This is a genomic window from Vibrio sp. Vf1514, assembly GCF_052076135.1.
Classification (GTDB): Bacteria; Pseudomonadota; Gammaproteobacteria; order Enterobacterales; family Vibrionaceae; genus Vibrio; species Vibrio furnissii.
This window is the reverse complement of the sequence record NZ_CP197267.1, coordinates 1455449-1481061: the sequence shown is the minus strand read 5'-3', so window position 1 is coordinate 1481061 and position 25613 is coordinate 1455449. Positions and strand designations below refer to the sequence as shown.

Genomic DNA, 25613 nt, shown 5'->3' with positions numbered 1-25613 from the left:
CAGTAAAAATGGTGAAACCTTAAGCGCAAAACACCCGAAACCGAGCGGATGCTAGGGTGCGGGTTGGATGCTTTGTGCTTAAGGTTCACAAGGTTGCCCGCCTTGAGACGGGCAACGCAGCTCGCGCGTAAATTACGCTTCGACTGGTTTACGCCAATCGTCTGAGCCTGAAGTACCCGCGTTCACGTGATCCCACGTGATTTTGCGGTAAGACATCGAAACAGTCAGGTTCTGAGTGAAATCAGATTTTGCTGGATCTTGGCAGTGTGGCATTTCACATTGAATATCCACGATAGACGCGTTTTCCAGCTTGGTGGTGAAGAAGTTTTCTTGTTTGCCTTCGATAGACGTGCGGTACCATTTCAGTTCAACAGTCGTCATCTTCTCGCCTGAAGCCAGTGCGTTGTACAACAGAGGAACGGCTTTGTTCAGAGACACAGTGAATTTGAATGGTTTGTGAACACGTTGACCTGAAGGCTGGCCCGATTGTGGGTCAGTCGGTACGGTGACAATGTGGTCGAACTGCTGAACCAGCATTTCGTCTTCGTGACCTTCAACGAATGAATCGCCGATAGAATCCGCAGTACAAGCGCCTGCAGTGATAAGACCCTGAGTTTGACCTTCGATAGAGATATAACATGGAGTTGGCATTGCTCATTCCTTTCTAACTGGTTGTTTATCAGGCAACGGGTTAAGACAACCTTTGCCATTCGATAAAACGTTCGTGATGTAAGTGCGCTCAGCGCGAATTCAGTGAGTAAGGGAGCAAAGTCGATGCCACTTTAGCATTCTTTTAAAATCAATCAGTTATATTTAATTCATTACAATTAGAGCAATAAACTGCCTTTGTGCAAGCAAGATCTTGCTTGTCGGGCAAGGTTCACGTCGCTGGGTCAGGTCACCAAAACACCGATTCAGGTCACTTGTTAATTTGTAGCACGTTGGTACACTTCTCTCTCATTTTTCGTCAAGGAAGGCTATTCTCATGAGTGCATTCGATAAATTAGTTAAACACTCTAAAAAGGTTTCTCACTTCAATCATTTGTCTGCCATCTGCGGTTGGGATCAAGCGGCGGTGATGCCAACGGGTGGCGCTCAAGCGCGTTCAGAAGCAATGGCTGAACTCTCTGTTCATATTCATGGTTTGATGACGCAGCCGCAACTTGGCGATTGGTTTGCCGAAGCAGAAGCGGAAAGTCTCAATAACGAACAAACCGCTGTCCTGCGCGAGATGAAACGCCATTGGCAACAAGCCAATGTATTGCCTGAATCTTTGGTCGAAGCCAAATCATTGGCAGGTTCAAAGTGTGAACATGCTTGGCGCTCTCAGCGCAAAGCAAACGACTGGGCCGGTTTTGAAAAGAACTGGGCTGAAGTGGTGAAGTTATCTCAAGAAGAAGCACAAATCCGTGCTGAAGCGACGGGCGCCACGCCTTACGATGCGATGCTGGAACTCTATGAACCCGGCACGACGACTGAATCTTTGAACCACGTGTTCAGCGATGTAAAAAGTTGGCTCCCAGAGATGATCGATCAAGCGATTGAGAAGCAGCGTTCTGAATCAGTGTTAGAGCCGAAAGGCTACTACCCAACACAAAATCAGAAAGCGCTTGGCCTTGACGTCATGAAACTGCTTCAATTCGATTTCGATCATGGTCGTTTGGATGAAAGTGTCCATCCATTCTGCGGCGGCGTGCCTAGCGATGTGCGAATCACAACGCGTTACAATGACAATGAATTCGTGCAATCGCTGATGGGGATCGTGCATGAAACAGGTCACGCACGCTACGAGCAAGGATTGCCAAAGCATCTGGCGGGAACCCCAGCAGGTGAAGCGCGTTCGATGGGCATTCATGAATCACAATCCCTGTTCTTTGAAATGCAGTTGGGGCGTAGCCCTGCATTTATCGATCATTTGGCGCGTTTGTCTGCGGATCACTTTGGCGCTCATAATGACAAAGTGTTTCAAATCGACAACATTCAAAAGCTGTATACACGGGTGAAGAAAGACTTTATTCGTGTGGATGCCGATGAACTCACCTACCCTGCACACGTTATTCTGCGTTATGAAATTGAGCGTGATCTGATGAACGGCGCGATCAAACATACCGACGTCCCTGAGCTATGGGACGAGAAAATGAGCGCGTCTTTAGGCCTGAGCACCAAAGGTAACTATCAGAATGGATGTATGCAGGACATTCATTGGACCGACGGTAGTTTCGGCTATTTCCCAAGCTACACCTTGGGTGCGATGTACGCGGCGCAATTTATGGCCACCATGAAACAGAGTGTTGATGTGGATGCGGTGATTCGCAGCGGCGACTTATCTCCGATTTTTGCTTGGCTACACAGTAATATTTGGAGCAAAGGCAGCCTATTCACAACAGATGAACTCGTGAAACACGCGACTGGTGAAACACTCAACGCCAAGCACTTCAAAGTGCATCTAGAAGATCGTTATTTGAAATAAACGTGACATCATCACAACCGAAAAGAAAGAGCCGCGAATGCGGCTCTTTTTGTCAACGAGGATTACCACGAATACTGTAATGCGGCATTCAATGAACGCCCCGGGTTGTAGTAATTCGCCGTCCCAGAGCCAATAACCTATCGGGACAATCAATCGACGATACAATCATCGTCAGTGCAAATATCAGGGTTGTGACGATCGCTTTAATCATAAACATCGGTTTGACTTCTATTTAATGAATTCAGGAATTGATTGCAGAAAAGGCTTTTCGCTCGGTATGATGACTTCGTTTATGATAATAGAAACCATTAACTGATAGAAGTAACTATCATTTACAAATAGTTCACGACCGATAACAAAAGAGAAAGCATGCGATGAGTCAAATCACGACACTGGAACAATTAAGAGCGTTATATCACCTACCGGCGCCTCTGGCTGTGGCCAAGGATCTGCACCACATCGATCAACACACGAAAACCTTTATTGAAAACAGCACGCTGTTTTTTCTGGCGACAAAAAGTGCCGATGGTTTGTTGGATGTATCACCGCGAGGTGGCGAAGCGGGATTCGTGAAAGTATTGGATGATCAAACACTTGGATTTCCAGACAGCCCCGGTAACAACCGGTTAGACACCCTCACCAACCTGCTAACCCATCCGGAGGTTGGCTTATTATTTGTGGTGCCCGGCATCGAAGATGTGGTACGAATTAAAGGCACGGCTTCCATTCATGTGGATGACGCCATTCGCGAACATTGTTTAGATGGCAAAACCATCCCGAAATTAGTCATTAAAGTGGCCGTCGAGACCTTATTATTCCACTGCCCGAAAGCATTTATGAAATCGGCAATTTGGAAGGCTGAATCTCACCAAACCCGCGATCTATTACCGTCGCTGTTAAATATCATTAAAGATCAGCAAAAAGAAAAAGCGCAGCGAAGCTAACGTTTATTTTGTGGCTTCATGTTGACCACTAAAAAAATGAAAAAATATAAATTCCACTGACCAAGAATGGGTCATTTTCGTGTATTTTTGCGGCATTGAATACGCGATAAATATCGACCAACGTGAAGCTTCGGCTCCCCCATACAAAAGAAAAGGCGTGGGTAGATTCGTTCTACTCACGCCTTTAATTGAACGGCGGTCATTCACAACAGCGCCACTGCAACTCAGAGTGCTGACTGCGGATTAGTCTTCGTCGACATCGCAACCCGTGCAGCTTTGCAGTGCGATTTCGTGTTCAAATACCACCGTGTCGTTGCCTTCTGCGGTCAGTTCAGCGATTTCGTCTGCCACTTCTTGTGCATCATCCGCTTCTACTTGGCCCGCCAATTCTTCTTCAGCGTAACCGTAGAAGTTCAGCAGCAAGTAATCGCGTGCTTCTTCTTTCGAACACGTCACGTTCACCGCGATATCTGGCTCAAGGTTATCTTGCGCGACAATCGCAGCCACTTGTTCGAGAACCTCATCTTTCATCGCAGCAGTTAACCAACCCAAGTCGGTGCTGACTGTGGTCTTTTTGCAGTTAAAACAAGGCAGTTGATGAAAGTAATATTGAAAATCAGCCATAGGTCATTTCTTCTTTGAGTGTTGAATAGGTGGATTATGCGCGTTTTCTCGCAAAATACTATCTTATTAGTCGGCGCAGAGACAATTGCCATACGGAATATAGCCAAGCGCCGCATACGCCGTATCACCCGCATCCTTTCGCAGCATGCAAGATCGATTAACGTAAGCCATCCCAAAGAATTACTCGCCCACTTCCTTTATGCTGGTCACGCATGATAAGAACAACATCTGGTATCCCATGACACAACCATCAGCCGACTACAAAACCGTGCGCGGTCTCACGCGTGGCCTTTATTTGCTCAACGTGCTCAATCGCCTGGACGGCGGCGCAACGGTGCGCCAACTGTCTGAATTAACGGGCATTCATCGCACTACGGTCAAACGATTATTGGAAACGCTGAAAGGCGAAGGCTACGTACGATACAGCCTGTCTGATGACAGCTTCCGTCTCACTATGAAAGTGCGTGAATTGAGTGAAGGATTTCGCGACGAACAGTGGATCTCCGCGCTGGCTGCGCCTTTGCTTGGCGGCCTGTTGGAAAACGTGGTGTGGCCAACCGACATCACCACCTTGGACGTTGATGCCATGGTGGTTCGTGAAACCACCCACCGGTTCAGCCGATTGTCGTTTCACCGCGCCATGGTCGGGCGCCGACTCCCCATTTTGCTGACCGCGTGCGGCCTCACCTATCTCGCCTTCTGCCCAGAAAATGAACGCGACAACATTATCGCGCTGCTCGCCCAGCGGGACGACGCAGCCTATCAACTGGCGCGCGAACCCGAAAAACTGGCCAAGCTTTTACAAACGATTCGCGACAAAGGGTACGGCGAGAATAACCAAAGCTGGCAGCAAGAGAACAAAATTGCTGCCATTGCAGTGCCAATCAACGATGAAGACCGCATCATCGGCTGCCTCAATCTGGTGTACATCGCCAAAGCGATGACCATTGAACAAGCCGCAGAACGCTATTTGCCAGCTTTACAAAGTGTCGCCAAACAGATCGAATCGGGCGTGGCGGAAAACACCATTCGCTTTGGTCACCCGCATATTCACTGAAGCTTTGTCTACCAACACATCAGCGCAATCACGCTTCCTCTGTTTTGGCGCTGATGATGTCAATCAAATCGTGCAGCGCCGGGTTTTCGTTCTCTCGGCTCCACGCCATGATGAGGTCAAACGTCGGCGCCTCTCCCGCTAACGGACGAAATACCACATTACCCGAGTTAAACTTCTCCATGTAACTGGGAATAATGGAGATGCCCAACCCCATGCCGACCAAATTCATCGTCACCAAAATATTACTCGCCGCCTGAACGATGTTGGGTTGGCACGCAGCCGCCGTCAAATAGTCCTCGACAATCGCCGACAGCGACCCGGAGTATTGGGGGTCGGTCGACACAAAATCTTGACCGTTGAGCATCTGAGGCGCAATCACTCGTTCTTTGGCCAACGGGTGCTGCGCAGGCAAAATCGCCACCAACGGTTCATGAAACAAAATCACATGATCAATGTTGGAACTCGTGACGGGGTAACGCATAAATCCCACATCCAATTGACCATCCAGAATCTTCGCTTCCTGCTCGGTCGTAATCACACTGCTGAGCTCAATTTGAGTATTGGGCTGCTTGATCCGCAGCAACGGTAACACGCTCGGTAACACGTTCACTTCCGCCGATGGCACAAACCCAATCGTCAGCGAATTGTTGGCGATCATGGCCTGTCTTGCTTTGATCTTCGCTCTTTCGGCCATGTCGAGAATGGCAATCGCTTCATCAAGAAACAGCTCTCCAGCGGGCGTCATGGTCACTTTTCGGCGGTTACGGTTGAGCAACGGCACACCGACGCACTGCTCCAAATCTTTGATCTGGCTGCTCAGCGACGGCTGTGATGTATGGAGCTTTTCTGCGGCACGCGTAAAGTTTAACTCTTGGGCTACCGCAACAAAGTACCGTAAGTGCCTTAATTCCATGACAAATTTCCTGTTATTTGAAAAACCACTTAGCTGATAGAAAGTAAATATTTCACATTTCGCACACCAATTCGCAACATGATTATGAACGAGACATCGAAGGTCAATAACTCTGTTACCCGAGGATTTTAATAATATGACCACACACACAAAACTGGATATTTACAGCCTAATCGACAGCAAAAACGGTCGTGTCACGCCCAACATTTACACCGACAATGAAATCTATCAACTTGAATTAGAAAGAATTTTTGGTCGATGCTGGCTCTTTTTGGCCCACGAAAGCCAAATCCCCAAAGCCGGCGATTTCTTCAACACTTACATGGGCGAAGACGCCGTGGTGGTGGTGCGCCAGAAAGACGGTTCAATCAAAGCATTCCTCAACCAATGTCGTCACCGCGCCATGCGCGTGAGCAACGGCGACTGCGGTAATACACGTGCGTTCACCTGCCCATATCACGGTTGGTCCTACGGCATTGACGGAAACTTGATTGATGTGCCATTAGAACCGCGCGCTTACCCACAAGGCCTGTGCAAATCGCAATGGGGCCTGAATGAAGTGCCGTGCGTTGAAAGCTACAAAGGATTGATTTTTGGCAACTGGGACACCAGTGCGCCCACGCTAACCGATTATTTGGGCGACATTGCATGGTACCTTGATGGCGTGCTTGACCGCCGTGAAGGCGGAACCGAAATCGTCGGTGGCGTTCAAAAATGGGTCATCAATTGTAACTGGAAATTCCCGGCAGAGCAGTTTGCGAGCGACCAATACCACGCCCTCTTCTCTCATGCCTCTGCGGTTCAAGTGCTGGGCGCCAAAGACGGGGACGACGACAAGAAACTTGGCGCAGATCAAACCGCTCGCCCCGTGTGGGAAACCGCCAAAGACGCCTTGCAGTTTGGCCAAGAAGGCCACGGCAGCGGATTCTTCTTCACCGAAAAACCGGATGCTAACGTATGGGTCGATGGCGAAGTCGCGCGTTACTATCGTGACACTTACGAAGAAGCCCATGAACGCTTGGGCGAAGTGCGCGCGCTGCGCCTTGCTGGACACAACAATATCTTCCCGACCTTGTCGTGGTTAAACGGCACGGCAACCCTGCGTGTTTGGCACCCCAAAGGCCCCGATCAAGTGGAAGTGTGGGCATTTTGCATCACCGACAAAGCCGCGTCCGACGAAGTCAAAGCCGCATTTGAAAACAGCGCCACGCGCGCGTTTGGCCCGGCCGGATTATTAGAACAAGACGACTCCGAAAACTGGTGTGAAATTCAAAAACTGCTCAAAGGGTATCGTGCCCGCAACAGCAAGCTGTGTTTGGAAATGGGTTTGGGCCAGGAGAAGCGACGCGAAGATGGAATCCCCGGCACCACCAATTACATTTTCTCCGAAACGGCTGCGCGCGGCATGTACCAACGTTGGGCGGATTTACTTACCAGCGACTCTTGGGACGACATCCATCGTAAAACCGCTGCGTACCAACAGGAGGTCCTGAAATGAAACTTGTCTCCCTGCAACTTCATCATGAGATCAGTCAGTTCCTCGCTCACGAGGCGGCATTGCTCGATGATTGGAAATTCCGCGATTGGCTTGATCTTCTCGACGAGACGCTGGCTTACACCATGCGCACCACCGTCAATGCGCAAACCCGCGACCGTCGAAAAGGCAAACAGCCACCGACCACGTGGATATTTAACGACACCAAGTCTCAGCTTGAGCGCCGCATCGCTCGCTTAGAAACCGGCATGGCTTGGGCGGAAGAGCCCCCGTCGCGCACGCGCCATTTGATCTCCAACTGTCAGGTGGAAGAGACCGAACAGGTCGGCGTGTTTGCCGTGCGTGTGAACTACATTCTGTATCGCGCACAGAAAGAACGGGACGAGAGTTTCTACGTCGGCACACGTTTTGACCTCGTCAAACAAGCCGACAACGCCACGGGCTGGCGCTTGCTCAAACGCGAAATCGTGCTCGACCAAGCGACCATTACGTCCCATAACCTGAGTGTGTTGTTCTGATGAATCGAATTAAAGCTTGCCTCGTAGATGAACTGCCGGAAGGTGAGGCACTCCGGATTGACGCCAACCCAGTCATTGCCCTGTTTCATGTTGGCGGCGAATTTTTTGCCATGAATGATCGTTGCAGCCATGGCAATGCGTCCATGTCGGAAGGGTATGTCGAAGAGGATGCAACCGTCGAATGCCCACTGCATGCTGCCAGTTTTTGCCTGAAAACCGGCAAAGCGTTGTGTTTGCCCGCCACCGATGCCATCGCGACCTACCCGGTCAGCGTCGAAGGTGACACCGTCTACGTTGATCTACCGGAGGCCTCATGAGCGATCTTCAGCAAGAAGTCATTCTGATCACCGGCGGCGGCTCCGGGTTGGGGTTGGCACTCGTCCATCGCTTTCTGGAAGAAGGTGCGCACGTCGCGGTACTCGACATCTCACAGGCCAAAGTGGATGCGCTGAACCACCGATACGGCGAACGCGTGCTCGCCGTTCAGGGGGACGTCACCAGTGTGGCGGATAACGAACGAGCGGTTGCCGACACGTTGGCGCGCTTTGGCAAGTTGGACTGCTTTATTGGCAATGCAGGCATTTGGGATCACAACGCTTCGCTGGTCAATACGCCAGCCGAACAGCTCAAACAAGGGTTTGACGAACTGCTGAAAATCAACGTGCTCGGCTACCTGCTGGGGGCCAAAGCCGCCACCCCTGCACTGCTGGCCAGCCAAGGCAGCATGATCTTTACGTTGTCCAATGCCGCGTGGTATCCGGGCGGCGGCGGCCCGTTGTACACCGCCAGCAAACACGCGGCGGTGGGTTTGATTCGCCAACTCGCGTATGAGCTGGCACCCAAAATTCGCGTCAATGGCGTTGGCCCCTGTGGCATGGCGACCGATTTGCGCGGCCCGCAATCGCTGAATCAGCATGATCGCACCATTACGGCCTCGCTCAGCCCAGAGAAAATCGCCGCGATTTTGCCGCTACAATACATGCCCGAAACCGAAGAGTTTACCGGCCCTTACGTCATGCTCGCCTCGCGCCGCAACAATCGCACGCTGACCGGCGTGATGATCAACGCAGACGCCGGATTGGGCATTCGCGGCATTCGTCATGTCGCGGCAGGCCTCGATTTATAAGGAGTGGAGATGGACAACCGATTTGTGATTTTAGGCGGCGGTCAGGCGGGAGCAACCGCAGCTGCCCTGCTGCGCCAAAAAGGATTTACGGGGCAGATCACCCTGCTGTGTGATGAAGCCGATTTTCCCTACGAACGCCCGCCGTTGTCGAAAGCGATGCTGCTTAATGAGCATCCGGCGCTGCAACCCATCTTGCCCCCATCATGGTGGCAGGAGCAACGTGTCGAGGTGCAATTCAACAGCCAGATCGTCGCTTTGAAACCCGACTCGCGGCAACTTGAACGCCACGATGGCAGCGTTATTGCGTTTGATAAACTGCTGATCGCCACCGGCGCACGAGCGCGAAAACTACCGCTGTTGGATGCCTTAGGCGCTCGCGCCACCACGCTGCGTCATGCAGGCGATGCGCGCCAGTTGCGGACGCAACTGCGCAGTGGGCAACATTTGATCGTAGTTGGCGCAGGCACAATCGGGCTGGAAGTGGCTGCCACCGCGCGTCAATGCGGCTGTGAAGTCACGGTGATCGAAGCGGCGCCCGTGTTGATGGGGCGAAATACGCCGCCCCCGATTCAATCGTATTTGCTCGATTACCATCGCCAACGCGGCGTCACGTTCCATTTCAATAGCCAAATTGAATGCGCAAGCGCCGACGATGGCGTGACCCTCACCCTCCAACAGGGCGAGCAAATTCACGGCGATCACGTCGTTTATGGCATCGGTATTGAACCCAACGATCAACTGGCACAAGCAGCCGGGTTGGCCACGCACAATGGCATTATCATTGATGCATTGTGCCGAACATCGCACCCTGACATTTTTGCGGCGGGTGATGTGTGCTTGCAACGCCACCCAGATGGCAATTTGGTTCGATTGGAAACCTGGGAGAACGCCAATCGGCAGGCGGACATCGCCACGGCAGCGATGCTCAATCAAGCGCCACCTGTGCATGGCGCGCCGTGGTTTTGGGCCGATCAATACGATCTTAACCTGCAATTTATCGGCAACACGCGCAGTGACCATTGGCTCTGCCGTGGCGACGCAAATCAACGGATCTGGTTGAGTTTGAACGGCGATCAACTAAGCGGGGCAATCACCCTCAACCAAGGCCGCGAAGTGCGTGTGCTGCGCAAATTAATCAACAGCGGCAAAGCGCTCGATGCGGCGCAACTTACCGATACCAGCGTGGCATTGAAATCGTTACTGAAGTAGCGAGCGAGACCTCGCGCGGAAATAACACAAAAGCCAGTCCGAAGACTGGCTTTTCATTGTAAGTACATCATGAACCGTTTGAGATGTGGCTAATTATTTACCCATCACTGGCGCCGTGTTGGCTTTTTCTTCCACCTTCACCAGAGCCGTCTCTTTCGATTTATAGACCCCAAATGCCGTGACAGCACACAGCACACAGAACAGCGCGGCGATGTACTGAGTGTTGGTGCCGCCCCCTGCCTGATTCAACAACGCTTGCGCGATAATGGGCGTAAAGCCCGCGCCAATTAATGAGGTAAGCTGGTAGGTCAATGACAAACCGGTGTATCGGGTTCGCGTGGTGAACTTCTCACTGATAAACGCGCCCATCGGGCCATACATCACCGCCTGAATAATGGGGTTTCCGATAATAAAACCGAGCAACATCATCCATGGGCTGCCGTGGCTGATTAAGCTAAACATTGGCCAAATCAGAATCATGCCCACCACTGTGCCCGTCAACATCACCGGGCGACGTCCATATCGATCTGACACGGCCGCCATCAATGGAATGGTAAAAATGTGCAACGTGTTGGCGATAGTCAGCATCAATAAGGCGTCACTGCGGCTGTGGCCGATCGACACCGCGTACGTCAGTGCAAATGTCGCCAACAGCGATTGAATGAACAACGGTGCGATCCCCGACAACGTGCCCAAGCCAATCTCTTTGGACGAGGTACGAAACAGTTCCACCAGCGGCACGCCTGTATGCGCCTCTTCTTGCTCCTGCTTGGCTTTGGCCGCTTCGAAATCAGGAGATTCGGTGACGCGATGACGCATGTACAAACCGATGATCACCAACAGCGCTGAAAGCAAAAATGGCACCCGCCAGCCCCAATCCATAAACGCTTCTTCCGGCATGAGGGAGAATCCTCCCAGCACCAAGGTGGCTAATACCGCGCCAGAAGGCCCGCCGGAAACCGCAATGCTGGCGCCAAGCCCTTTCGATTTTTTGCTCGAATGTTCCATCGCCATCAAGGTGGCACCCGCCCATTCACCGCCAACGGCCAAGCCCTGCAACACACGCAGCACCAACAAGGCAATCGGTGCCGCAATGCCGATACTTTCATAGGTTGGCAACATGCCGATCAGAATCGACACCAAGCCCATCACCATCAAGGTGACGAATAGAATCTGCTTACGGCCATATTTGTCACCAAAGTGACCAAACAACAAACCGCCGATGGGACGGGCGATGTAACCGGTCGCCAGGGTCAGAAACGACAGGATGATCCCAAGCCCCGGGTCCAGATCGCTAAAAAACAGCGCAGGAAACACAAGGCTCGCCGCACTGCCATAGAGAAGAAAGTCATAATATTCGACCGTCGATCCCAGATAACTGGAAATCACGGCACGGCGACTCTCGCGCTTTTTTTGCTTCTGTTCAGCTTCACGTATTGGATTAGACATATTCCTCACTCCATATCGGAATGACCGGCTTCTCGAAAGAATGCCGGTCTTTTTATTATTATTTAATGAGTTCCAGTTTATCGGCGCTGCAGCAGGTCGAGTGCCACGTCGACGATCATATCTTCCTGACCGCCAACCATGCCGCGTTTACCCAGTTCCACCAAGATATCCACGGCTTTCAGGTTGTAGCGTTCTGCTGCGCGTTCTGCATGGCGAAGGAAGCTGGAGTAAACGCCGGCATAACCCAGCGCCAATGTTTCTCGGTCCACACGAACCGGGCGATCTTGCAGTGGACGAACGATTTCGTCGGCTGCATCCATCAGCGCATACAAATCGGTGCCGTGGTTCCAGCCCAGTTTGTCTGCCGCCGCGATGAAGACTTCTAACGGCGCGTTACCCGCACCCGCGCCCATGCCGGAGAGGCTGGCGTCAATGCGGTTACACCCTTCTTCTACCGCCACGATGCTGTTTGCCACGCCCAAGCTCAGGTTGTGGTGCGCGTGAATCCCCGTTTGTGTTTCAGGATTCAGCACGTCTTTCAGCGCGCGGAAACGGTCGCGAATATCGTTCATGGTCATGGCACCGCCAGAATCCACCACGTAGATACAGGTCGCGCCGTAGCTCTCCATCTTCTTCGCTTCCAGCGCAAGGTTTTGTGGCGTGGTCATGTGGCTCATCATCAAAAAGCCCACGGTATCCATGCCCAGATGACGTGCGTGTTCGATGTGCTGTTTCGACACATCCGCTTCAGTACAATGCGTGGCCACACGAACGATGCGTGCGCCCGCTTGATACGCGTTTTCCAAATCATGCACGCTGCCGATCCCCGGCAACAAAAGCGTCGCCACTTTGGCATGATTCAGCTCTTCGGCCACCGCCGCGATCCACGCTAAATCGCTGTGCGCGCCGAACCCATAGTTGAAGCTTGACCCTTGCAGGCCATCACCGTGAGCAACTTCGATAGAATCGACTTTGGCGTTATCCAACGCGCGAGCGATCTGCTTGACTTGTTCAATCGAATATTGGTGACGCACAGCGTGCATACCATCGCGCAATGTCACGTCTGAGATATAAAGTTTTTGTCCATTCATGAGTGACGCTCCTTATTGATTGAGTCGCGATTGAGCCATACGCTCAGCCGTCGCCATGGCAGCACAAGTCATAATATCGAGGTTGCCCGCGTACGCTGGCAGGTAATGAGCTGCGCCTTCAACTTCAATAAATACCGACACTTTCAGGCCGCTGAATTTGCCGTAACCTGGCAACGTGAGCGGCGCATCTTTCTCGATCACTTCAAACTGCACGTCTTGCTTCATGCGATAACCTGGCACGTAGCTTTGTACCGCGCTCACCATCTCTTCAATTGAGGCTCTCACCTTGGCTTGATCGTTTGAATCACACAGCACATGCACGGTATCGCGCATCATGAGCGGTGGCTCTGCTGGGTTAAGAATGATGATCGCTTTCCCTTTTTTCGCCCCACCGACCGTTTCAATCGCTTGCGATGTGGTTTCGGTAAACTCATCAATGTTAGCGCGTGTACCTGGGCCTGCCGATTTACTGCTGATCGACGCAATGATCTCGGCATAATGGACAGTGGCCACTTGCGAAACCGCCGCAACGACTGGAATCGTCGCCTGCCCACCACACGTCACCATGTTGACGTTGTTTTGCGCGAGGTTCTGCTCTAGGTTCACCACAGGGACACAATAGGGGCCGATGGCGGCTGGCGTCAGGTCGATGAGTTTGATGCCGGGCTTCACATGGCGAAGCGCTGCATCATTTTTAATGTGCGCGTTCGCAGATGTTGCATCAAATACAATGTCGATGTGCTCAAATTCAGCCATCGCAATCAGACCGTCCACACCTTCGTGTGTGGTTGCTACGCCCATGCGGCGTGCGCGTGCCAGGCCATCGGATTCTGGGTCAATCCCGACCATGACGCTCATGTTCAGGTATTGGCTATTTCGAAGGACTTTGATCATCAGATCCGTGCCGATGTTACCGGAACCAATGATCGCTACATTCAGCTTGTTCATTATTCGCTCTCCTTACCTAAATCAAAGGACACAGCCACGCGGCCCACGCCTGAGATTTCGGCTTCAAATACATCGCCCGGTTGAACCACGGCCATGGGGCCAAGTGCGCCCGTCAGCACAACGTCGCCAGCGCGCAAAGGTTCACCAAACTGACTCATGATGCGAGCCAGCCAAACCGCGGCATTGAGGGGGTTCCCCAAGCATTCTGCGCCATCACCGGACGAGACCACTTCGTTGTTGCGCGTCATCGTCATCTTGGCGCCACGAAAATCGACGCCATCGGCACGTAAGGCGGGGCCACCCAATACAAACAGGCCGCTAGAGGCGTTGTCGGCGACGGTATCGGCGAACTGAATGTTCCAATCAGCAATGCGGCTGCCAACGATTTCTAATGAAGGCACAACCCAACCGATGGCGTCCATCACGTCTGCAATTGTGGTGTCAGTATTGGGAAGGTCTTTGTTGAGGATCAGCGCGATTTCCGCTTCAATTTTTGGTTGCATCACAGCATCAAACGGCACCACTTCGTTGTCGCCGTAACACATGTCGGCAAATAGGGTTCCGAAATCCGGTTGATCCACGCCCAGCTGCGCCTGCACTTTCGGGTTGGTCAGGCCGATTTTACGACCAACAATACGGCGGCCATTGGCGACCCCCACAGCGACGTTGAGGCGCTGAATGGCATAGGCTTCTTGCGGGTTATCGTTACCGATGATTTCACGCAATGGTTTGATGGCTTTGCCGCTGGCTTCCGCGTGACGAAGCTGCTCCGCCAATTGTTCTACGATTTCTGACATCTTCAATTCCTCAGTGCTTTAGGAAGTCCACAACCAAACGGTTGAACGTTTCAGCATGTTCCCACTGCGCCCAGTGACCACATTGGTTAAACACATGCAGCTGAGCTTGAGGAATACCGGCCATCAAACGCAGGCTGGTATCAAATGGCACAAAGCGGTCTTGGCGTCCCCAAACGATCAAGGTGTCGGCTTTGATTTCGCCCAAACGCGGCGAGAAATCAGGGAACTGTTTTGGGTTGGCTTCCAAACTCTTCACGAAGTTATCGAGGTGATCTTGGCGCGCAAGAATGTTGTTCAGGCGTGTTTGGAACAACTCTTCCGTTAAATCGCTGGTGTCGTAGACGAAGATGTCCATCATCGCTTTCAAGTTGTCGATGTTGGGTTGACGGTAGAGTTGGTTCAAACGCTTGATGCCTTCAGCCGGCATTGGCGTAAACAGGCTTGCACCGCCCGTGCCGCCGCCCATCAGCACCAGTTTGCCCACGCGCTCAGGGTAACGCAGCGTGAATGCAACCGACGTATGGCCGCCCATGGAGTTACCCAGCAGATGCACGCGTTCGATATCCAGCGCATCAAGCGCACCTTTCAGCGCTGTGGCGTTGAGATCTGAGCGCGAAACAGTCGAAACAATAGAGTCACTTTTACCCCATCCAGGACAATCGAGCAGAATCACGCGATAGCCAGCCTCAACCAGCGGCTCGATATTGCGGTTAAAGTTTGCCCAGCCCGTCGCACCCGGGCCAGAGCCGTGCAGCATGACAACGACTTCATCACCTTCACCACAATCGTTGTAATGCAGGTTCAGATCCAATTCGCCTTCTTGAATATGAACGAATTGACTCGTCTCTTGCTCACTATGGATGTAATTAGACATTCCGTTACTCCTTGTTATAAAGCTTTATGGTTTTAATGCTTGGCAGCGGTTGCGCTGATCGAGCCGAAACCGGCGATCCATTCGGGAATTTCCCGGTAATAGCGCCCTTCTGTTTGATAAGGTCCAAAGGCTGACATGGCGGCAAAAGCTGCCACCCAAGTTTTCACTTCGTGGGTCGATTTGCCCGCAATGTCAGACAGATCTTGGTTATTCATGGCATCGAGTTTCTGAATGTCGCCATTGGCTAGATCGGTCATGAAAGACTGATCCCATTCAGGATTGAGTGGATGCAGCGTGGTTTGGTCTTGCACGAAATCCACCGCGGCATCGACCACGCGTTGAGTACGCGCATGACGTTCGTTGTCTGGCAGCTCACGGCCACTGCCTTTTAAGCGATCCGCCATGTGCTCGTTGGCCGTCGCCAGTTCAGGCACTGGCGGCTGATGCGACAAACCGCCGGATGCGAGGATCAACACGCGTTTGTTGAGGTTGGCGGCAAATTCGCCGATGGCTTCACCCAGCAGACGCGCCCGTTGAAAACTGGGCAGCGGCTTGGCAACGCCATTCACAAACACAGGAATGACGGGAATGCTGTCTAAGTCGCCAATCAGAAACTCCAGCGGCTGTGCAAAGCCGTGGTCTACTTGCATGGTATAAGACACCGCAGCGTCTACACCTTTCGAAAGCACATAGGTGGCGCACTCTTCGGCGAGTGTTTTTGGTACATTGAGTGGCCCGGCCAGCGTTCCGAAATCACCGATGGCATGTGCCGCCATGCCGATACAAAATGAAGGCATGATGTCGTAGAAGAAGCCGTTGTAATGGTCGGGGGAGAATAAAATGATCAACTCCGGATCAAACGCTTCAATTCGCTGACGCGCTTGTTGAATCACGCCGTTCACTTCATCCAAGACACTCTGTTCTGGGTCGACATAGCCCACCAAGGGGCTATGTGACAAACAATGCATATATACTGAGGCCATATCACGCTACCTTTTTGCTAGACGAGGTCGAAGACACCGGCTCCAAGACGGTAAGTGCGAACAACTTATGACGGACCTGCTGACACAAGTTCTGCAAGGTTTGCGGAATCGCGATGCCTGCGACGAAACGGTCTGGTCGAAGCAACGCAACCGATGCAGGATAACGGCCAAACCACTCTTTCAGCGCGCCCGTCTCATCACCAATGCACACCACATCCGGGTGGCATTTCAGATCGCCTTTCAATTGCACCGAAGGAACCACCTGAATAAACTGCGTTCCGAGATGTTGCCAATGCTTGATTTCGCTCTCGCTGAGGCCTTGCATTGGGTCTGTGCCCCAACTCACGATGGCAAAACGTTGACCAATCACATCATCCAATTTGACGATGTCGTCACCCACGCGCACCGACGGTTGAATGAACAATTTGCCAACCGGCGACGATTTCAGCGCAGGCGTGGCTTCCACCACCACACCGTGGTCATATTTCGGCATCGGCTTGAAACGCATTTCAAGGAAGTAACGTTTGATTGGCGGCAAGTAATTCAGCAGCCAAGACACGCCATCGCGTAGCGTCGCTTGCCATTTTTTCGGTGGCGCGAGCACATGACCAGCAGTCACTGACAAATCAATCATCGCTTTTGCGTGATCACGACGCTCTTGTTGGTACGTGTCCAGCAGTTGCGGATCCGCCAAACCTTGCACAACCAACGCCAGTTTCCATGCCAAGTTGTTGGCATCACGCATACCCGAGTTATAGCCTTGGCCTTGCCAAACCGGCATGATGTGCGCGGCATCACCGGCAAGCAGGATGCGATGTTCGCGGAACTTGCCCGCCAGACGTGCGTTGTGTGTGTAAACGCGCTGGCGAATGAACTCGACGTTCTCCGTAGAAGGCAACACTTTGCGCAGCAGGCGCTCCATGTTCTCTGGTTTGCTCAGCTCTTCTTCGGTTTCACCCGGCATCACCATAAATTCAAAACGGCGAATGCCTTGTGGTAGTGCAGCCGACACGTAAGGACGTTCTGCATCGCAGCACATGTAGATGTTTGGGGTGCCTAATGGATCATTTTTCAGATCCATCACGATCCATTGGTTTGGCGCAGTTTCGCCATCAAATGAGATGTTGAGCGAGCGGCGAACCAAACTGTTCCCGCCATCACACGCCACCATGTAACGTGCCGTGATCTGCTCAGTTTCGCCCTGCTCATTGGTGAGGGTTGCCCATACTTTTTCTGACTCCTGACCAAATTCCGTCATTTCGCGTGAGAACAGCACTTGCACATTCGAATAACGGTCGAGGCCGTCATACAGGGCTTTGTCCGCCATCGGCTGGATAAACGCGTTACGACGCGGCCAACCAAACTCGTCGGTCATGGGCTGAATATCGGCAAAACAGCGACCTTTCGGAGTCAGGAAACGCATGGCGTGTAGGGGTGTGGTATACGGCAAGACCTCGTTTGCGAGATAAATCGCTTGGAAAGCGCGCAGGCTTTCATCGTCAAGGCCAATCGCACGGGGGTAATCGATCAGGGTCGGCAGTTTTTCAACAACCGTAACGTTGACGCCTTGCCCACCCAGATAGTTAGCAATCATCAAACCGACCGGACCAGCGCCCACGATCATGACATCAGTGTCTATGTTCGTACGAGCGTCCGTCGTTTTAGTAATGGATACAGTCACTTTCATTACTCCAAGTTCGTTCACGTAGGGACACCCTTGTGTGCAAAGTATTCGGTGTTGCCACAAGGGAAAGTTTTTAATAACCACACAATTAATGTGAATATTTATTTTTAAACTTGTTATAGATGTTTTTATTTTGTTACTAGCGAGTATATGAAGGGCTAAGTTTTCCTCAATCAGAAACGACTCAAATGTGCACATAGTGCACTTGGTTGTTTTAATTGATGTTTATTACAAAATGGCACGATACCAACGCTATTGAGGAAATACGTTTTAGCGAGAGAAGTGAGACTTAGATCGAACAATTCAGGCCGATAAAATCGCGAAATTTCGAAGGATGTGAGTAGAAAGTTGCAAAATGAGGCGTAAAAACCCACGGTCACAGACCGTGTGTTTAAGGGTAGAAAACAAAAAAACCAGCCGTTCGGCTGGTTTTTCAATGGCGTTTTAACGTCAACTTAGAGGAAGTGGAACGTGGCGTTCAGGCTGAACGTGTCGATGCTGTCTTTATCCAGATCGTATTTGTGGTAGCTTGCGCCCACTGAGAATGGACCCATGATGAAGTATTCTGCGCCGATACCGTACATGATATCGATGTCGTCATCTTTGTTACCATTCACTTCTGTTTTCCATGAATGCAGACCACCGCGCGCATACACATGCAGTGGACCAAAATCGATGCTTGGTTTCAACGCAAAGTAAACGGTGGATGCAGAGATGTCTGTACCATTGTCGCTGAAATCACCAAAATCGGTGTAACCCGCTTCCACACCGATGAATGGCAGAATGCCAGTCCCTGCGTGAACTGTGTAAGACGTGCTGGTGTCACCTTTGTAGTCCGCTTGACCAATCGAGGCACCACCGTAGATCCAAGAATCAGCCAGCGCTGTTGAAGATACACCGATCAAAGCCAGTGCCAGTAAAGTCTTTTTCATGTTTAACCTTCTCATCGTTATGAGGCAATGCTCCCTGCGGCCATTCATTGCCATGTTGCGCCAAATTATAGTGATATTGATAAGCTATGCAATTCCTGTACCCGAGTTGGTGTCAAAAACCCGGGTCAGTGGTTAACAGGCATCAATCGCGTTCTTCACACGCTTATCGGATACCGGATACGGTGTGCCCAACTGCTGCGCGAAAAAGCTGACGCGCAACTCTTCCAGCATCCAGCGGATCTCTTTCACATTCTCCGGTACAACCATGCCTTTCGGAATCTTGTTCAGCAGCTCTTGATAATCTTTCGCGACCGATTCAATCTTCAACATGTGTAAACGGTCTTTATTCGGGTCAATCGGCAGTTTTTCCATGCGGCGTTCAATGGCCTTCATGTAACGCAGAATGTCCGGCAGACGTTTCCAACCACACTCCGTGGCGAATCCTTTAAAGATAAGCCCTTCGATTTGCGCTTTAATGTCGGAGAGCGCAAACGCCATGGTGAAGTCGATTTTCCCTTTTAAGCGTTTGTTAATGTTATAGGCGGTCGTGAGGATGGTTTCCACTTGCTTGGCAATATCCACCACAGTATCTCCCAATTCTGCGCGCACGAACTCTTTTAGCGCTTCAAACGCTTCCGGTTCCCACGCCATACCGCCATGCTGCTCAATCAGCTTATCGATGCCACACGCAATGCAGTCATCAATCAGATCCATCACTTTGCCGTACGGGTTGAAATACAATCCTAGTTTCGACTTGTTCGGCAAATTGCTGTGTAAGTACTTAATAGGCGACGGTACATTGAGCAGAATTAAGCGGCGCTGACCTTCACGCATCGCATTGTTTTGCTCTTGCTCAGTCTCAAACAGTTTGATTTCCACACTATCTTTGTTATCCACCAACGCCGGGAACGCTTTGACTTCAAAACCACCCCGTTTTTGCTGGTAAACACGCGGCAGTTCGCCAAACGACCATGTGTGCAAATCTTTCTGTTCGATGTCGTCATCGGCCACTTTTGACAACGTTTCCTGAACTTTCTCTTTAAGGCTCTCTTTGAGCGCGTGCAGATCTTTGTTTTCGTTCAGCTTGCGGTTGCGATGATCCACCGCACGGAACGTCACTTTCAAATGATCTGGTACTTGTTCCCATTTCCAATCATCACGCAGCACTTCCACGCCCGTCATGCGGCGCAGCTCTTTTTCCAGTGCATCCAACAGCGGCGCTTCCATCGGCTTCACTCGAGAAAGGAAGGCATCGGCATAGTTCGGCGCTGGGACAAAGTTTTTGCGCAGCGTTTTGGGCAATGACTTGATCAGGCTGACCACCAGCTCATGGCGCAGACCGGGGATCTGCCAATCAAAACCTTGCGGTTCAATCTGGTTGAGAATCGGCAGCGGCAGATGAACTGTGACACCGTCACTATCATCCCCCGGTTCAAACTGATAACTCAGCTTGAGCTTAATGCCATTTTGATACCAGAAGTTCGGGTAGTCCAAATCCGTGATGTGGCTGGCATCGCCCTTAAACAGCATCTCTTTTTCAAAGTTCAGCAGTTCTGGATTGGCTTTGCTTGCCCCTTTCCACCAACTGTCAAAATGACGGCCTGAAACCACGTCGGTGCCGACACGTTGATCGTAGAAGTGGAATAGCTCGTCGTCGTCCACCAGAATATCGCGGCGACGAGATTTGTGTTCCAGCTCTTCCACTTCTTGCAACAGTGCGCGGTTTTGTTTGAAGAATGCGTGTTTAGTTTCCCATTCCCCTTCCACCAGCGCGCTACGAATGAAGATCTCGCGACTGAGCGTCGCATCAATGTTGCCGTAGTTCACCAAACGCTTCGGCACAATTGGCACGCCGTACAGCATTACTTTTTCGTACGCCATCACCGCCGCACGTTTTTTCGACCAATGCGGCTCACTGTAACTGCGTTTGATTAGGTGTTTGGCAAGCGGTTCAATCCATTCCGGTTGAATCTTCGCCACCATGCGCGCCCACAGCTTCGAGGTTTCTACCAGTTCTGCGGCCATCACCCACTTCGGCTGTTTCTTAAACAAACCAGACGCAGGGAAGATGTTAAAGCGCGCATTGCGAGCGCCGTGATAGTCGTTTTTCTCCTGATCTTTCGCCCCGATATGCGACAGCAGACCAACCAAAATCGCGCTATGTACGGCTTGGTAACTGCCCGGTTCATCGTTCAGCTTGTATTCCATCTCTCGCATCGACTGATGCAATTGGAAATACACATCTTGCCACTCACGAATGCGCAGATAGTTGAGGTAATCTTGTTTACACTGGCGGCGGAATTGGTTGCTGCTCAGTGCTTTTTGCTGCTCTTTGACGTAATTCCACACGTTCACCAACGTGAGGAAATCAGACTCTTCATCGAAGAAGCGGCGATGTTTGTCATCCGACGATTGTTGTTTGTCGCTCGGGCGCTCACGCGGATCCTGAATCGACAACCCTGCGGCAATCACCATCACTTCTTTTAAACAGCCATAACGCGGCGCTTCCAACACCATTCGCGCCAAACGTGGGTCAATCGGCAAACGAGCCAACTTGCGGCCCACTTCGGTTAAGCGTTTCTTCGGATCGCTGGCATCGGCATTAATGGCACCCAACTCTTCCAGCAAGCGCACACCATCTTGAATGTTGCGTTTGTCCGGTGCTTCCACAAACGGGAACGCTTCAATGTCACCTAAACCCAACGCGGTCATTTGCAAAATAACCGACGCCAAGTTGGTGCGCAGAATTTCAGGATCGGTAAACTCTGGACGCGAGAGGAAATCGTCCTCAGAGTACAAACGAATACAGATCCCCTCTTCCACACGGCCACAGCGACCTTTACGCTGGTTGGCACTTGCTTGTGAAATCGGTTCAATCGGCAGACGTTGCACCTTGGTGCGGTAGCTGTAACGGCTAATCCGCGCTGTACCCGGGTCAATCACGTATTTAATGCCCGGCACGGTCAGCGACGTTTCCGCCACGTTGGTGGCCAGAACAATGCGTCGGCCCGCGTGGGGTTGGAAAATCTTATTCTGCTCTCCGGCCGACAAACGGGCGTACAGCGGCACAATTTCCGTGTCACGCAACTTGCGCTTAGCCAGCGCGTCTGCCGTGTCACGAATTTCACGTTCACCGTTCATGAAGATCAGAATGTCGCCCAATCCTTCATCACACAGTTCATCCACCGCCTCGAAGATGCCTTCGAGCTGGTCGTGATCGCTCTCATCTTCACCTGCCAGTGGGCGATAACGCGTTTCCACGGGGTAAGTCCGGCCCGACACTTCAATGATCGGCGCGCCATTAAAATGATTTGAAAAGCGCTCAGGGTCGATGGTCGCGGAGGTGATGATAATTTTCAGATCCGGACGACGCGGTAACAGCTCTTTCAGGTAACCCAAAATGAAATCGATGTTGAGGCTGCGCTCGTGCGCTTCATCGATAATGATGGTGTCGTATTGATTGAGATAACGGTCGTGTTGAATCTCCGCCAGCAAAATACCGTCGGTCATCAGTTTGATTTGAGTTTGATCTGAAATTTGGTCGTTAAAACGCACCTTATAACCGACAAAACCGCCGAGTTCAGTTTCCATCTCATCCGCAATGCGGTTGGCGACCGAACGAGCCGCCAGACGACGGGGCTGAGTATGACCAATCAAGCCAAACTTACCGCGCCCAAGCTCGGCACAAATTTTAGGGAGCTGCGTGGTTTTACCCGACCCCGTTTCCCCCGCCACAATCACCACTTGGTGCGCTTGAATCGCTTTAGCGATGTCGTCACGCTTTTGGCTAACGGGCAGCAGATCGGGATAGTCGATTTTGATTTTCTGAGCCATGCGCTGCTCCACGGTCATCATGGACTGCGCAATCTCAAGGGCGATTTCGTCAAACACAGCATGGCGCGCTTGTTCATTTTTGATTTTGCTAGCGCCACTGATTCGCTTGTTAAAACGAAAACGGTCTTTAATCAGACACTGTTTCAGTGCCTTCTTCAGCGATTCCGCGCTGTTTGCTTTCGCAACCGCTGACTTTTCTTTTTGGGGCTGTGACTGAGTCAAAGCATTTCCTATTCTTTTTAATCAACAAAACTGCGCGGATTGTATCACAGTCTTGGCGCTGCGGAGGAATTTGCACTTGTTCGATTTTTTTGAATGAGTTCAGCAAATCTGCCTACTTATCTTGTGCGCTGGCTCTCACTAATATGACCCCATCGACGTGATAACCACAGTAAAGGAACATTATATGTCTCGTGTACTCGCTCTTAAATCAAGCATCCTGGGTGACTATTCTCAATCAAGCAAACTGCTTGATGCCTATCTGACTAAGTTCAACCAAGACGAACTGAACGTGCGCGATTTGGCGGCTGATCCCCTGCCAGTTCTGGACTTTTCTGTCGCGACTGCGCTGCGTGCCACTGAAGATCTTTCTGAAGATCAACAAAAAGTTGTCGCCCTGTCTGACACCCTGATTGCTGAAATCAAAGCAGCAGATACCCTGGTTATCGCAGCACCTATGTACAACTTCACCATTCCAACGCAGTTGAAAAACTGGTTCGATTTGATTGCACGTGCGGGTGTTACCTTCAAATACACTGAAGCGGGCGTCAAAGGCCTGATCGAAGGGAAAAAAGCGGTGGTGATCACCACGCGTGGTGGTATCCATAAAGATGCTGCAACAGATAACGTGGCGCCTTACCTCAAAACCATTCTGGGTTTCGTGGGCATCACAGATGTTGAATTTGTTTACGCTGAAGCACTGAACATGGGTGAAGAGCCTGCCGCAAAAGGCATCGAGTCTGCGAAATCGCAACTAGAAGCCATTACGCTGTAATTCTTAAGGGTGCGAAGCGCCCTTTTGAACCGGGGAAGCGAACGGAATGACTTCTCCTATTTGTCCTAAATAAAAGTCCTAAGCCTTTGCAGCTCCTTAAAAGAGCTGCTTTTTTTATCTTGCGTTGGCGGCTCCAACAGCGCGTCGTCGTTCCATGCACCCGACCTGAAGACGAAATACTCGCCAGTCTGGCTGCCGAAAAACAGCGCATTGCGTTGATATTCAATCGGCTCAAAGTGCATATCACAGCACAAAAAACGCCACCCGAAGGTGGCGCTGCGCTAGAAAGTAAACTGCACATAGACGGTGTTGTAGTTGCTGCCGCCTTTAATGCGTCCATATTGTGACGATTTCTCGAAAATTGCCGAACGGTGATGTAGCGAATACCCCAACCACACTTGCTTCCACGTCGGTTGATTGAACAGGTCACCCACGTTGACATCAAACGAGAAGTCGAGGTAGTTGAGCAAGTGACTGGCGGTGTAACCCTTGCGATCCATCTCTGTCTTTTCGATGTAGGTGATGTGGTCGATGTACGACATCCCTTCCGCCACACCAAAACGCCACTGTGTCGGCCAATCAAAGGTGTAATACGCTTTGATGGCGGCAACATATTCCGTGCTGCTGGTTTGCACATCCGAGTGCCAGTGGTGCACCAAACCCGGCGTAAAGTAAATGTCCAGCGGTAATCCAAACAACTCATCCGTTAATGGATGGCCGTAGAACACCGATGTCATCTGGTTGTTATTGGGATCGTTTTCGCGGTTGAAACTGAAAATCTCACCAATGTTTGAGGTGGTGCCCCAGCCGTGCGCGATGCGCAGATAGCGTTTGTTATTGAGTGAGGAACGTAGCGGCTTGGATTTGTCGTTAAAAAAGCCAAAACCAAAATACACTTCACCTTGATAACGCTCATTCACCGCATCGCTGTGGTAGGCGTTGTCATCCAGACGCGTCGCGCTGATTTCGCCCAGCAAGTACAAACTCGACACCACGTGGTAACGCGTTCCGATCCCCAATTTGGCATCAACGCCAGCGCCAATATTCTCACTCGACGACTCAGCAAACGCGAAATAGGCACTGTTAAAATCAGCATCTTTGTAGCGCAGCGTCAGTGACGGGCGGAATTCCCAATCATCAGCTTCAAAATAACCATTGAGGCGCAAGTTGGCGTGAAAACGTAACTCCGAATCGGTCATCAGTTCAGTATCCACCGACCAGCGATCATCGATGTGGTACTTCAACTGACCACCAAAGTCGGCGGTGTCGCCTTCCATTGCATTTTGATAACTGGCTGGCACATCGATAAAGCGCATGCGCGATAGCGCGTTGAGTTCAAGGCGATCATCATCAAAACGATGCAGAAACACGCCGCCTTCCAACCCGCGAACAAACACATGTTCATTTTCAAAAAACATCATCGGCACAAATGTGGAGACCGACTGATCGTTCGATGGCGTATCAAACGGGATCGAAGCCACACGATACACGGCAGCAATTCCCCATTGCTGCTCGCTTTCAGCCGCGACGTGGCAAGAGGTGAATAAAGTGAGGGCCGCGCCACCAAAACGTATCCAAAACCTGTTTTTGTTCATACTTTCTGCTTATGGTCCGGATTGATCACTCATTTATTGAGCAATCAACCAAAAGAACTCTTAGTTTTCAATCGAA

The 25613-nt window shown here is 51.3% G+C and carries 22 protein-coding genes; 9 read left to right on the top strand and 13 right to left on the bottom strand.

Features of this window, described 5'->3' with window-relative positions:
• Positions 1-132 precede the first annotated feature (132 nt).
• Positions 133-651 (bottom strand): type VI secretion system effector Hcp-2, encoded by a 519-nt coding sequence (hcp-2, locus tag ACS18Q_RS06895; protein WP_004726027.1) that lies wholly within the window; start codon positions 649-651, stop codon positions 133-135.
• Positions 652-985: 334 nt separating this feature from the next.
• On the opposite strand from hcp-2, the gene ACS18Q_RS06890 reads away from it, so the two are divergent.
• Both ACS18Q_RS06890 and ACS18Q_RS06885 read left to right on the top strand, forming a co-directional pair.
• The gene (locus ACS18Q_RS06890; protein WP_441257578.1) at positions 986-2470 is read left to right on the top strand and encodes a carboxypeptidase M32; all 1485 of its coding nucleotides are present in this window, start codon (positions 986-988) and stop codon (positions 2468-2470) included.
• 374 nt (positions 2471-2844) lie between these two features.
• Positions 2845-3414, top strand: coding sequence for an MSMEG_1061 family FMN-dependent PPOX-type flavoprotein (locus ACS18Q_RS06885; RefSeq protein WP_275138704.1), 570 nt, complete (start codon positions 2845-2847; stop codon positions 3412-3414).
• A gap of 243 nt (positions 3415-3657) precedes the next feature.
• Here ACS18Q_RS06885 and ACS18Q_RS06880 read toward each other — a convergent pair whose 3' ends face one another.
• A complete protein-coding gene (locus tag ACS18Q_RS06880) occupies positions 3658-4038 on the bottom strand; it encodes a hypothetical protein (protein ID WP_004726036.1) in 381 nt (126 codons plus the stop codon).
• Positions 4039-4276: 238 nt separating this feature from the next.
• Here ACS18Q_RS06880 and ACS18Q_RS06875 point away from each other — a divergent pair, with 238 nt between their 5' ends.
• Entirely contained in the window at positions 4277-5095 is an 819-nt protein-coding gene (locus ACS18Q_RS06875) for a DNA-binding transcriptional regulator (protein WP_004726037.1), read from the top strand.
• Between the two features lie 28 nt (positions 5096-5123).
• On the opposite strand, the gene hcaR is transcribed toward ACS18Q_RS06875, so the two are convergent.
• The gene (hcaR, locus tag ACS18Q_RS06870; protein WP_055466679.1) at positions 5124-6008 is read right to left on the bottom strand and encodes a DNA-binding transcriptional regulator HcaR; all 885 of its coding nucleotides are present in this window, start codon (positions 6006-6008) and stop codon (positions 5124-5126) included.
• A 136-nt stretch (positions 6009-6144) separates the two neighbouring features.
• On the opposite strand from hcaR, the gene hcaE reads away from it, so the two are divergent.
• From hcaE to hcaD, 5 genes are read left to right on the top strand one after another with little or no spacing between them, the layout of a single operon-like run.
• Complete coding sequence (hcaE, locus tag ACS18Q_RS06865; RefSeq protein ID WP_441257577.1) at positions 6145-7506, top strand: 3-phenylpropionate/cinnamic acid dioxygenase subunit alpha; 1362 nt, start codon at positions 6145-6147, stop codon at positions 7504-7506.
• Positions 7503-8021, top strand: a complete 519-nt coding sequence (gene hcaF, locus ACS18Q_RS06860; RefSeq protein WP_441257576.1) for a 3-phenylpropionate/cinnamic acid dioxygenase subunit beta — start codon at positions 7503-7505, stop codon at positions 8019-8021. Before hcaE ends, hcaF begins: the two co-directional genes overlap by 4 nt.
• Complete coding sequence (gene hcaC / locus ACS18Q_RS06855; protein WP_014205127.1) at positions 8021-8338, top strand: 3-phenylpropionate/cinnamic acid dioxygenase ferredoxin subunit; 318 nt, start codon at positions 8021-8023, stop codon at positions 8336-8338. Before hcaF ends, hcaC begins: the two co-directional genes overlap by 1 nt.
• Positions 8335-9147, top strand: a complete 813-nt coding sequence (gene hcaB, locus ACS18Q_RS06850; protein WP_004726042.1) for a 3-phenylpropionate-dihydrodiol/cinnamic acid-dihydrodiol dehydrogenase — start codon at positions 8335-8337, stop codon at positions 9145-9147. Before hcaC ends, hcaB begins: the two co-directional genes overlap by 4 nt.
• Before the next feature lie 9 nt (positions 9148-9156).
• Positions 9157-10356, top strand: a complete 1200-nt coding sequence (gene hcaD / locus ACS18Q_RS06845) for a 3-phenylpropionate/cinnamic acid dioxygenase ferredoxin--NAD(+) reductase subunit (RefSeq protein WP_441257575.1) — start codon at positions 9157-9159, stop codon at positions 10354-10356.
• A gap of 93 nt (positions 10357-10449) precedes the next feature.
• Here hcaD and ACS18Q_RS06840 read toward each other — a convergent pair whose 3' ends face one another.
• The 9 genes from ACS18Q_RS06840 to hrpA all read right to left on the bottom strand — a co-directional run bounded on the left by ACS18Q_RS06840 (position 10450) and on the right by hrpA (position 23170).
• Positions 10450-11805 carry an MFS transporter gene (locus ACS18Q_RS06840; protein WP_172562189.1) on the bottom strand — a complete coding sequence of 452 codons (1356 nt, stop codon included), beginning with the start codon at positions 11803-11805 and terminating at the stop codon, positions 10450-10452.
• 77 nt (positions 11806-11882) lie between these two features.
• Positions 11883-12896, bottom strand: a complete 1014-nt coding sequence (dmpG, locus tag ACS18Q_RS06835) for a 4-hydroxy-2-oxovalerate aldolase (RefSeq protein WP_441257574.1) — start codon at positions 12894-12896, stop codon at positions 11883-11885.
• A gap of 12 nt (positions 12897-12908) precedes the next feature.
• Positions 12909-13844, bottom strand: a complete 936-nt coding sequence (locus tag ACS18Q_RS06830) for an acetaldehyde dehydrogenase (acetylating) (protein WP_004726046.1) — start codon at positions 13842-13844, stop codon at positions 12909-12911.
• A complete protein-coding gene (gene mhpD / locus ACS18Q_RS06825; RefSeq protein WP_004726047.1) occupies positions 13844-14641 on the bottom strand; it encodes a 2-keto-4-pentenoate hydratase in 798 nt (265 codons plus the stop codon). Before mhpD ends, ACS18Q_RS06830 begins: the two co-directional genes overlap by 1 nt.
• 10 nt (positions 14642-14651) lie before the next feature.
• Complete coding sequence (locus tag ACS18Q_RS06820; RefSeq protein ID WP_004726048.1) at positions 14652-15515, bottom strand: alpha/beta fold hydrolase; 864 nt, start codon at positions 15513-15515, stop codon at positions 14652-14654.
• 32 nt (positions 15516-15547) lie between these two features.
• Entirely contained in the window at positions 15548-16498 is a 951-nt protein-coding gene (gene mhpB / locus ACS18Q_RS06815) for a 3-carboxyethylcatechol 2,3-dioxygenase (RefSeq protein WP_275724345.1), read from the bottom strand.
• 1 nt (position 16499) lies between these two features.
• Positions 16500-18185, bottom strand: a complete 1686-nt coding sequence (locus tag ACS18Q_RS06810; protein WP_441257573.1) for a bifunctional 3-(3-hydroxy-phenyl)propionate/3-hydroxycinnamic acid hydroxylase — start codon at positions 18183-18185, stop codon at positions 16500-16502.
• A gap of 452 nt (positions 18186-18637) precedes the next feature.
• Entirely contained in the window at positions 18638-19114 is a 477-nt protein-coding gene (locus ACS18Q_RS06805) for a porin family protein (RefSeq protein WP_004726051.1), read from the bottom strand.
• Positions 19115-19246: 132 nt separating this feature from the next.
• Positions 19247-23170: an ATP-dependent RNA helicase HrpA gene (hrpA, locus tag ACS18Q_RS06800; RefSeq protein ID WP_441257572.1), complete on the bottom strand. Its 3924-nt coding sequence runs from the start codon at positions 23168-23170 to the stop codon at positions 19247-19249.
• A gap of 184 nt (positions 23171-23354) precedes the next feature.
• Here hrpA and ACS18Q_RS06795 point away from each other — a divergent pair, with 184 nt between their 5' ends.
• A complete protein-coding gene (locus tag ACS18Q_RS06795; RefSeq protein ID WP_172562187.1) occupies positions 23355-23942 on the top strand; it encodes an FMN-dependent NADH-azoreductase in 588 nt (195 codons plus the stop codon).
• A gap of 281 nt (positions 23943-24223) precedes the next feature.
• Here ACS18Q_RS06795 and ACS18Q_RS06790 read toward each other — a convergent pair whose 3' ends face one another.
• Positions 24224-25537 (bottom strand): MipA/OmpV family protein, encoded by a 1314-nt coding sequence (locus ACS18Q_RS06790; protein ID WP_441257571.1) that lies wholly within the window; start codon positions 25535-25537, stop codon positions 24224-24226.
• Positions 25538-25613: the final 76 nt, after the last annotated feature.

Coding starts and splice junctions, on each gene's coding strand:
- ACS18Q_RS06790 (WP_441257571.1), bottom strand. CDS start 25,537: ATGAACAAAAACAGGTTTTGGATACGTTTTGGTGGCGCGGCCCTCACT.
- ACS18Q_RS06885 (WP_275138704.1), top strand. CDS start 2,845: ATGAGTCAAATCACGACACTGGAACAATTAAGAGCGTTATATCACCTA.
- dmpG (WP_441257574.1), bottom strand. CDS start 12,896: ATGAATGGACAAAAACTTTATATCTCAGACGTGACATTGCGCGATGGT.
- ACS18Q_RS06840 (WP_172562189.1), bottom strand. CDS start 11,805: ATGTCTAATCCAATACGTGAAGCTGAACAGAAGCAAAAAAAGCGCGAG.
- ACS18Q_RS06805 (WP_004726051.1), bottom strand. CDS start 19,114: ATGAAAAAGACTTTACTGGCACTGGCTTTGATCGGTGTATCTTCAACA.
- hcaR (WP_055466679.1), bottom strand. CDS start 6,008: ATGGAATTAAGGCACTTACGGTACTTTGTTGCGGTAGCCCAAGAGTTA.
- ACS18Q_RS06890 (WP_441257578.1), top strand. CDS start 986: ATGAGTGCATTCGATAAATTAGTTAAACACTCTAAAAAGGTTTCTCAC.
- hcaB (WP_004726042.1), top strand. CDS start 8,335: ATGAGCGATCTTCAGCAAGAAGTCATTCTGATCACCGGCGGCGGCTCC.
- mhpD (WP_004726047.1), bottom strand. CDS start 14,641: ATGTCAGAAATCGTAGAACAATTGGCGGAGCAGCTTCGTCACGCGGAA.
- hcaF (WP_441257576.1), top strand. CDS start 7,503: ATGAAACTTGTCTCCCTGCAACTTCATCATGAGATCAGTCAGTTCCTC.
- ACS18Q_RS06820 (WP_004726048.1), bottom strand. CDS start 15,515: ATGTCTAATTACATCCATAGTGAGCAAGAGACGAGTCAATTCGTTCAT.
- ACS18Q_RS06810 (WP_441257573.1), bottom strand. CDS start 18,185: ATGAAAGTGACTGTATCCATTACTAAAACGACGGACGCTCGTACGAAC.
- mhpB (WP_275724345.1), bottom strand. CDS start 16,498: ATGGCCTCAGTATATATGCATTGTTTGTCACATAGCCCCTTGGTGGGC.
- ACS18Q_RS06795 (WP_172562187.1), top strand. CDS start 23,355: ATGTCTCGTGTACTCGCTCTTAAATCAAGCATCCTGGGTGACTATTCT.
- hcp-2 (WP_004726027.1), bottom strand. CDS start 651: ATGCCAACTCCATGTTATATCTCTATCGAAGGTCAAACTCAGGGTCTT.
- hcaD (WP_441257575.1), top strand. CDS start 9,157: ATGGACAACCGATTTGTGATTTTAGGCGGCGGTCAGGCGGGAGCAACC.
- hcaE (WP_441257577.1), top strand. CDS start 6,145: ATGACCACACACACAAAACTGGATATTTACAGCCTAATCGACAGCAAA.
- ACS18Q_RS06875 (WP_004726037.1), top strand. CDS start 4,277: ATGACACAACCATCAGCCGACTACAAAACCGTGCGCGGTCTCACGCGT.
- ACS18Q_RS06830 (WP_004726046.1), bottom strand. CDS start 13,844: ATGAACAAGCTGAATGTAGCGATCATTGGTTCCGGTAACATCGGCACG.
- hcaC (WP_014205127.1), top strand. CDS start 8,021: ATGAATCGAATTAAAGCTTGCCTCGTAGATGAACTGCCGGAAGGTGAG.
- ACS18Q_RS06880 (WP_004726036.1), bottom strand. CDS start 4,038: ATGGCTGATTTTCAATATTACTTTCATCAACTGCCTTGTTTTAACTGC.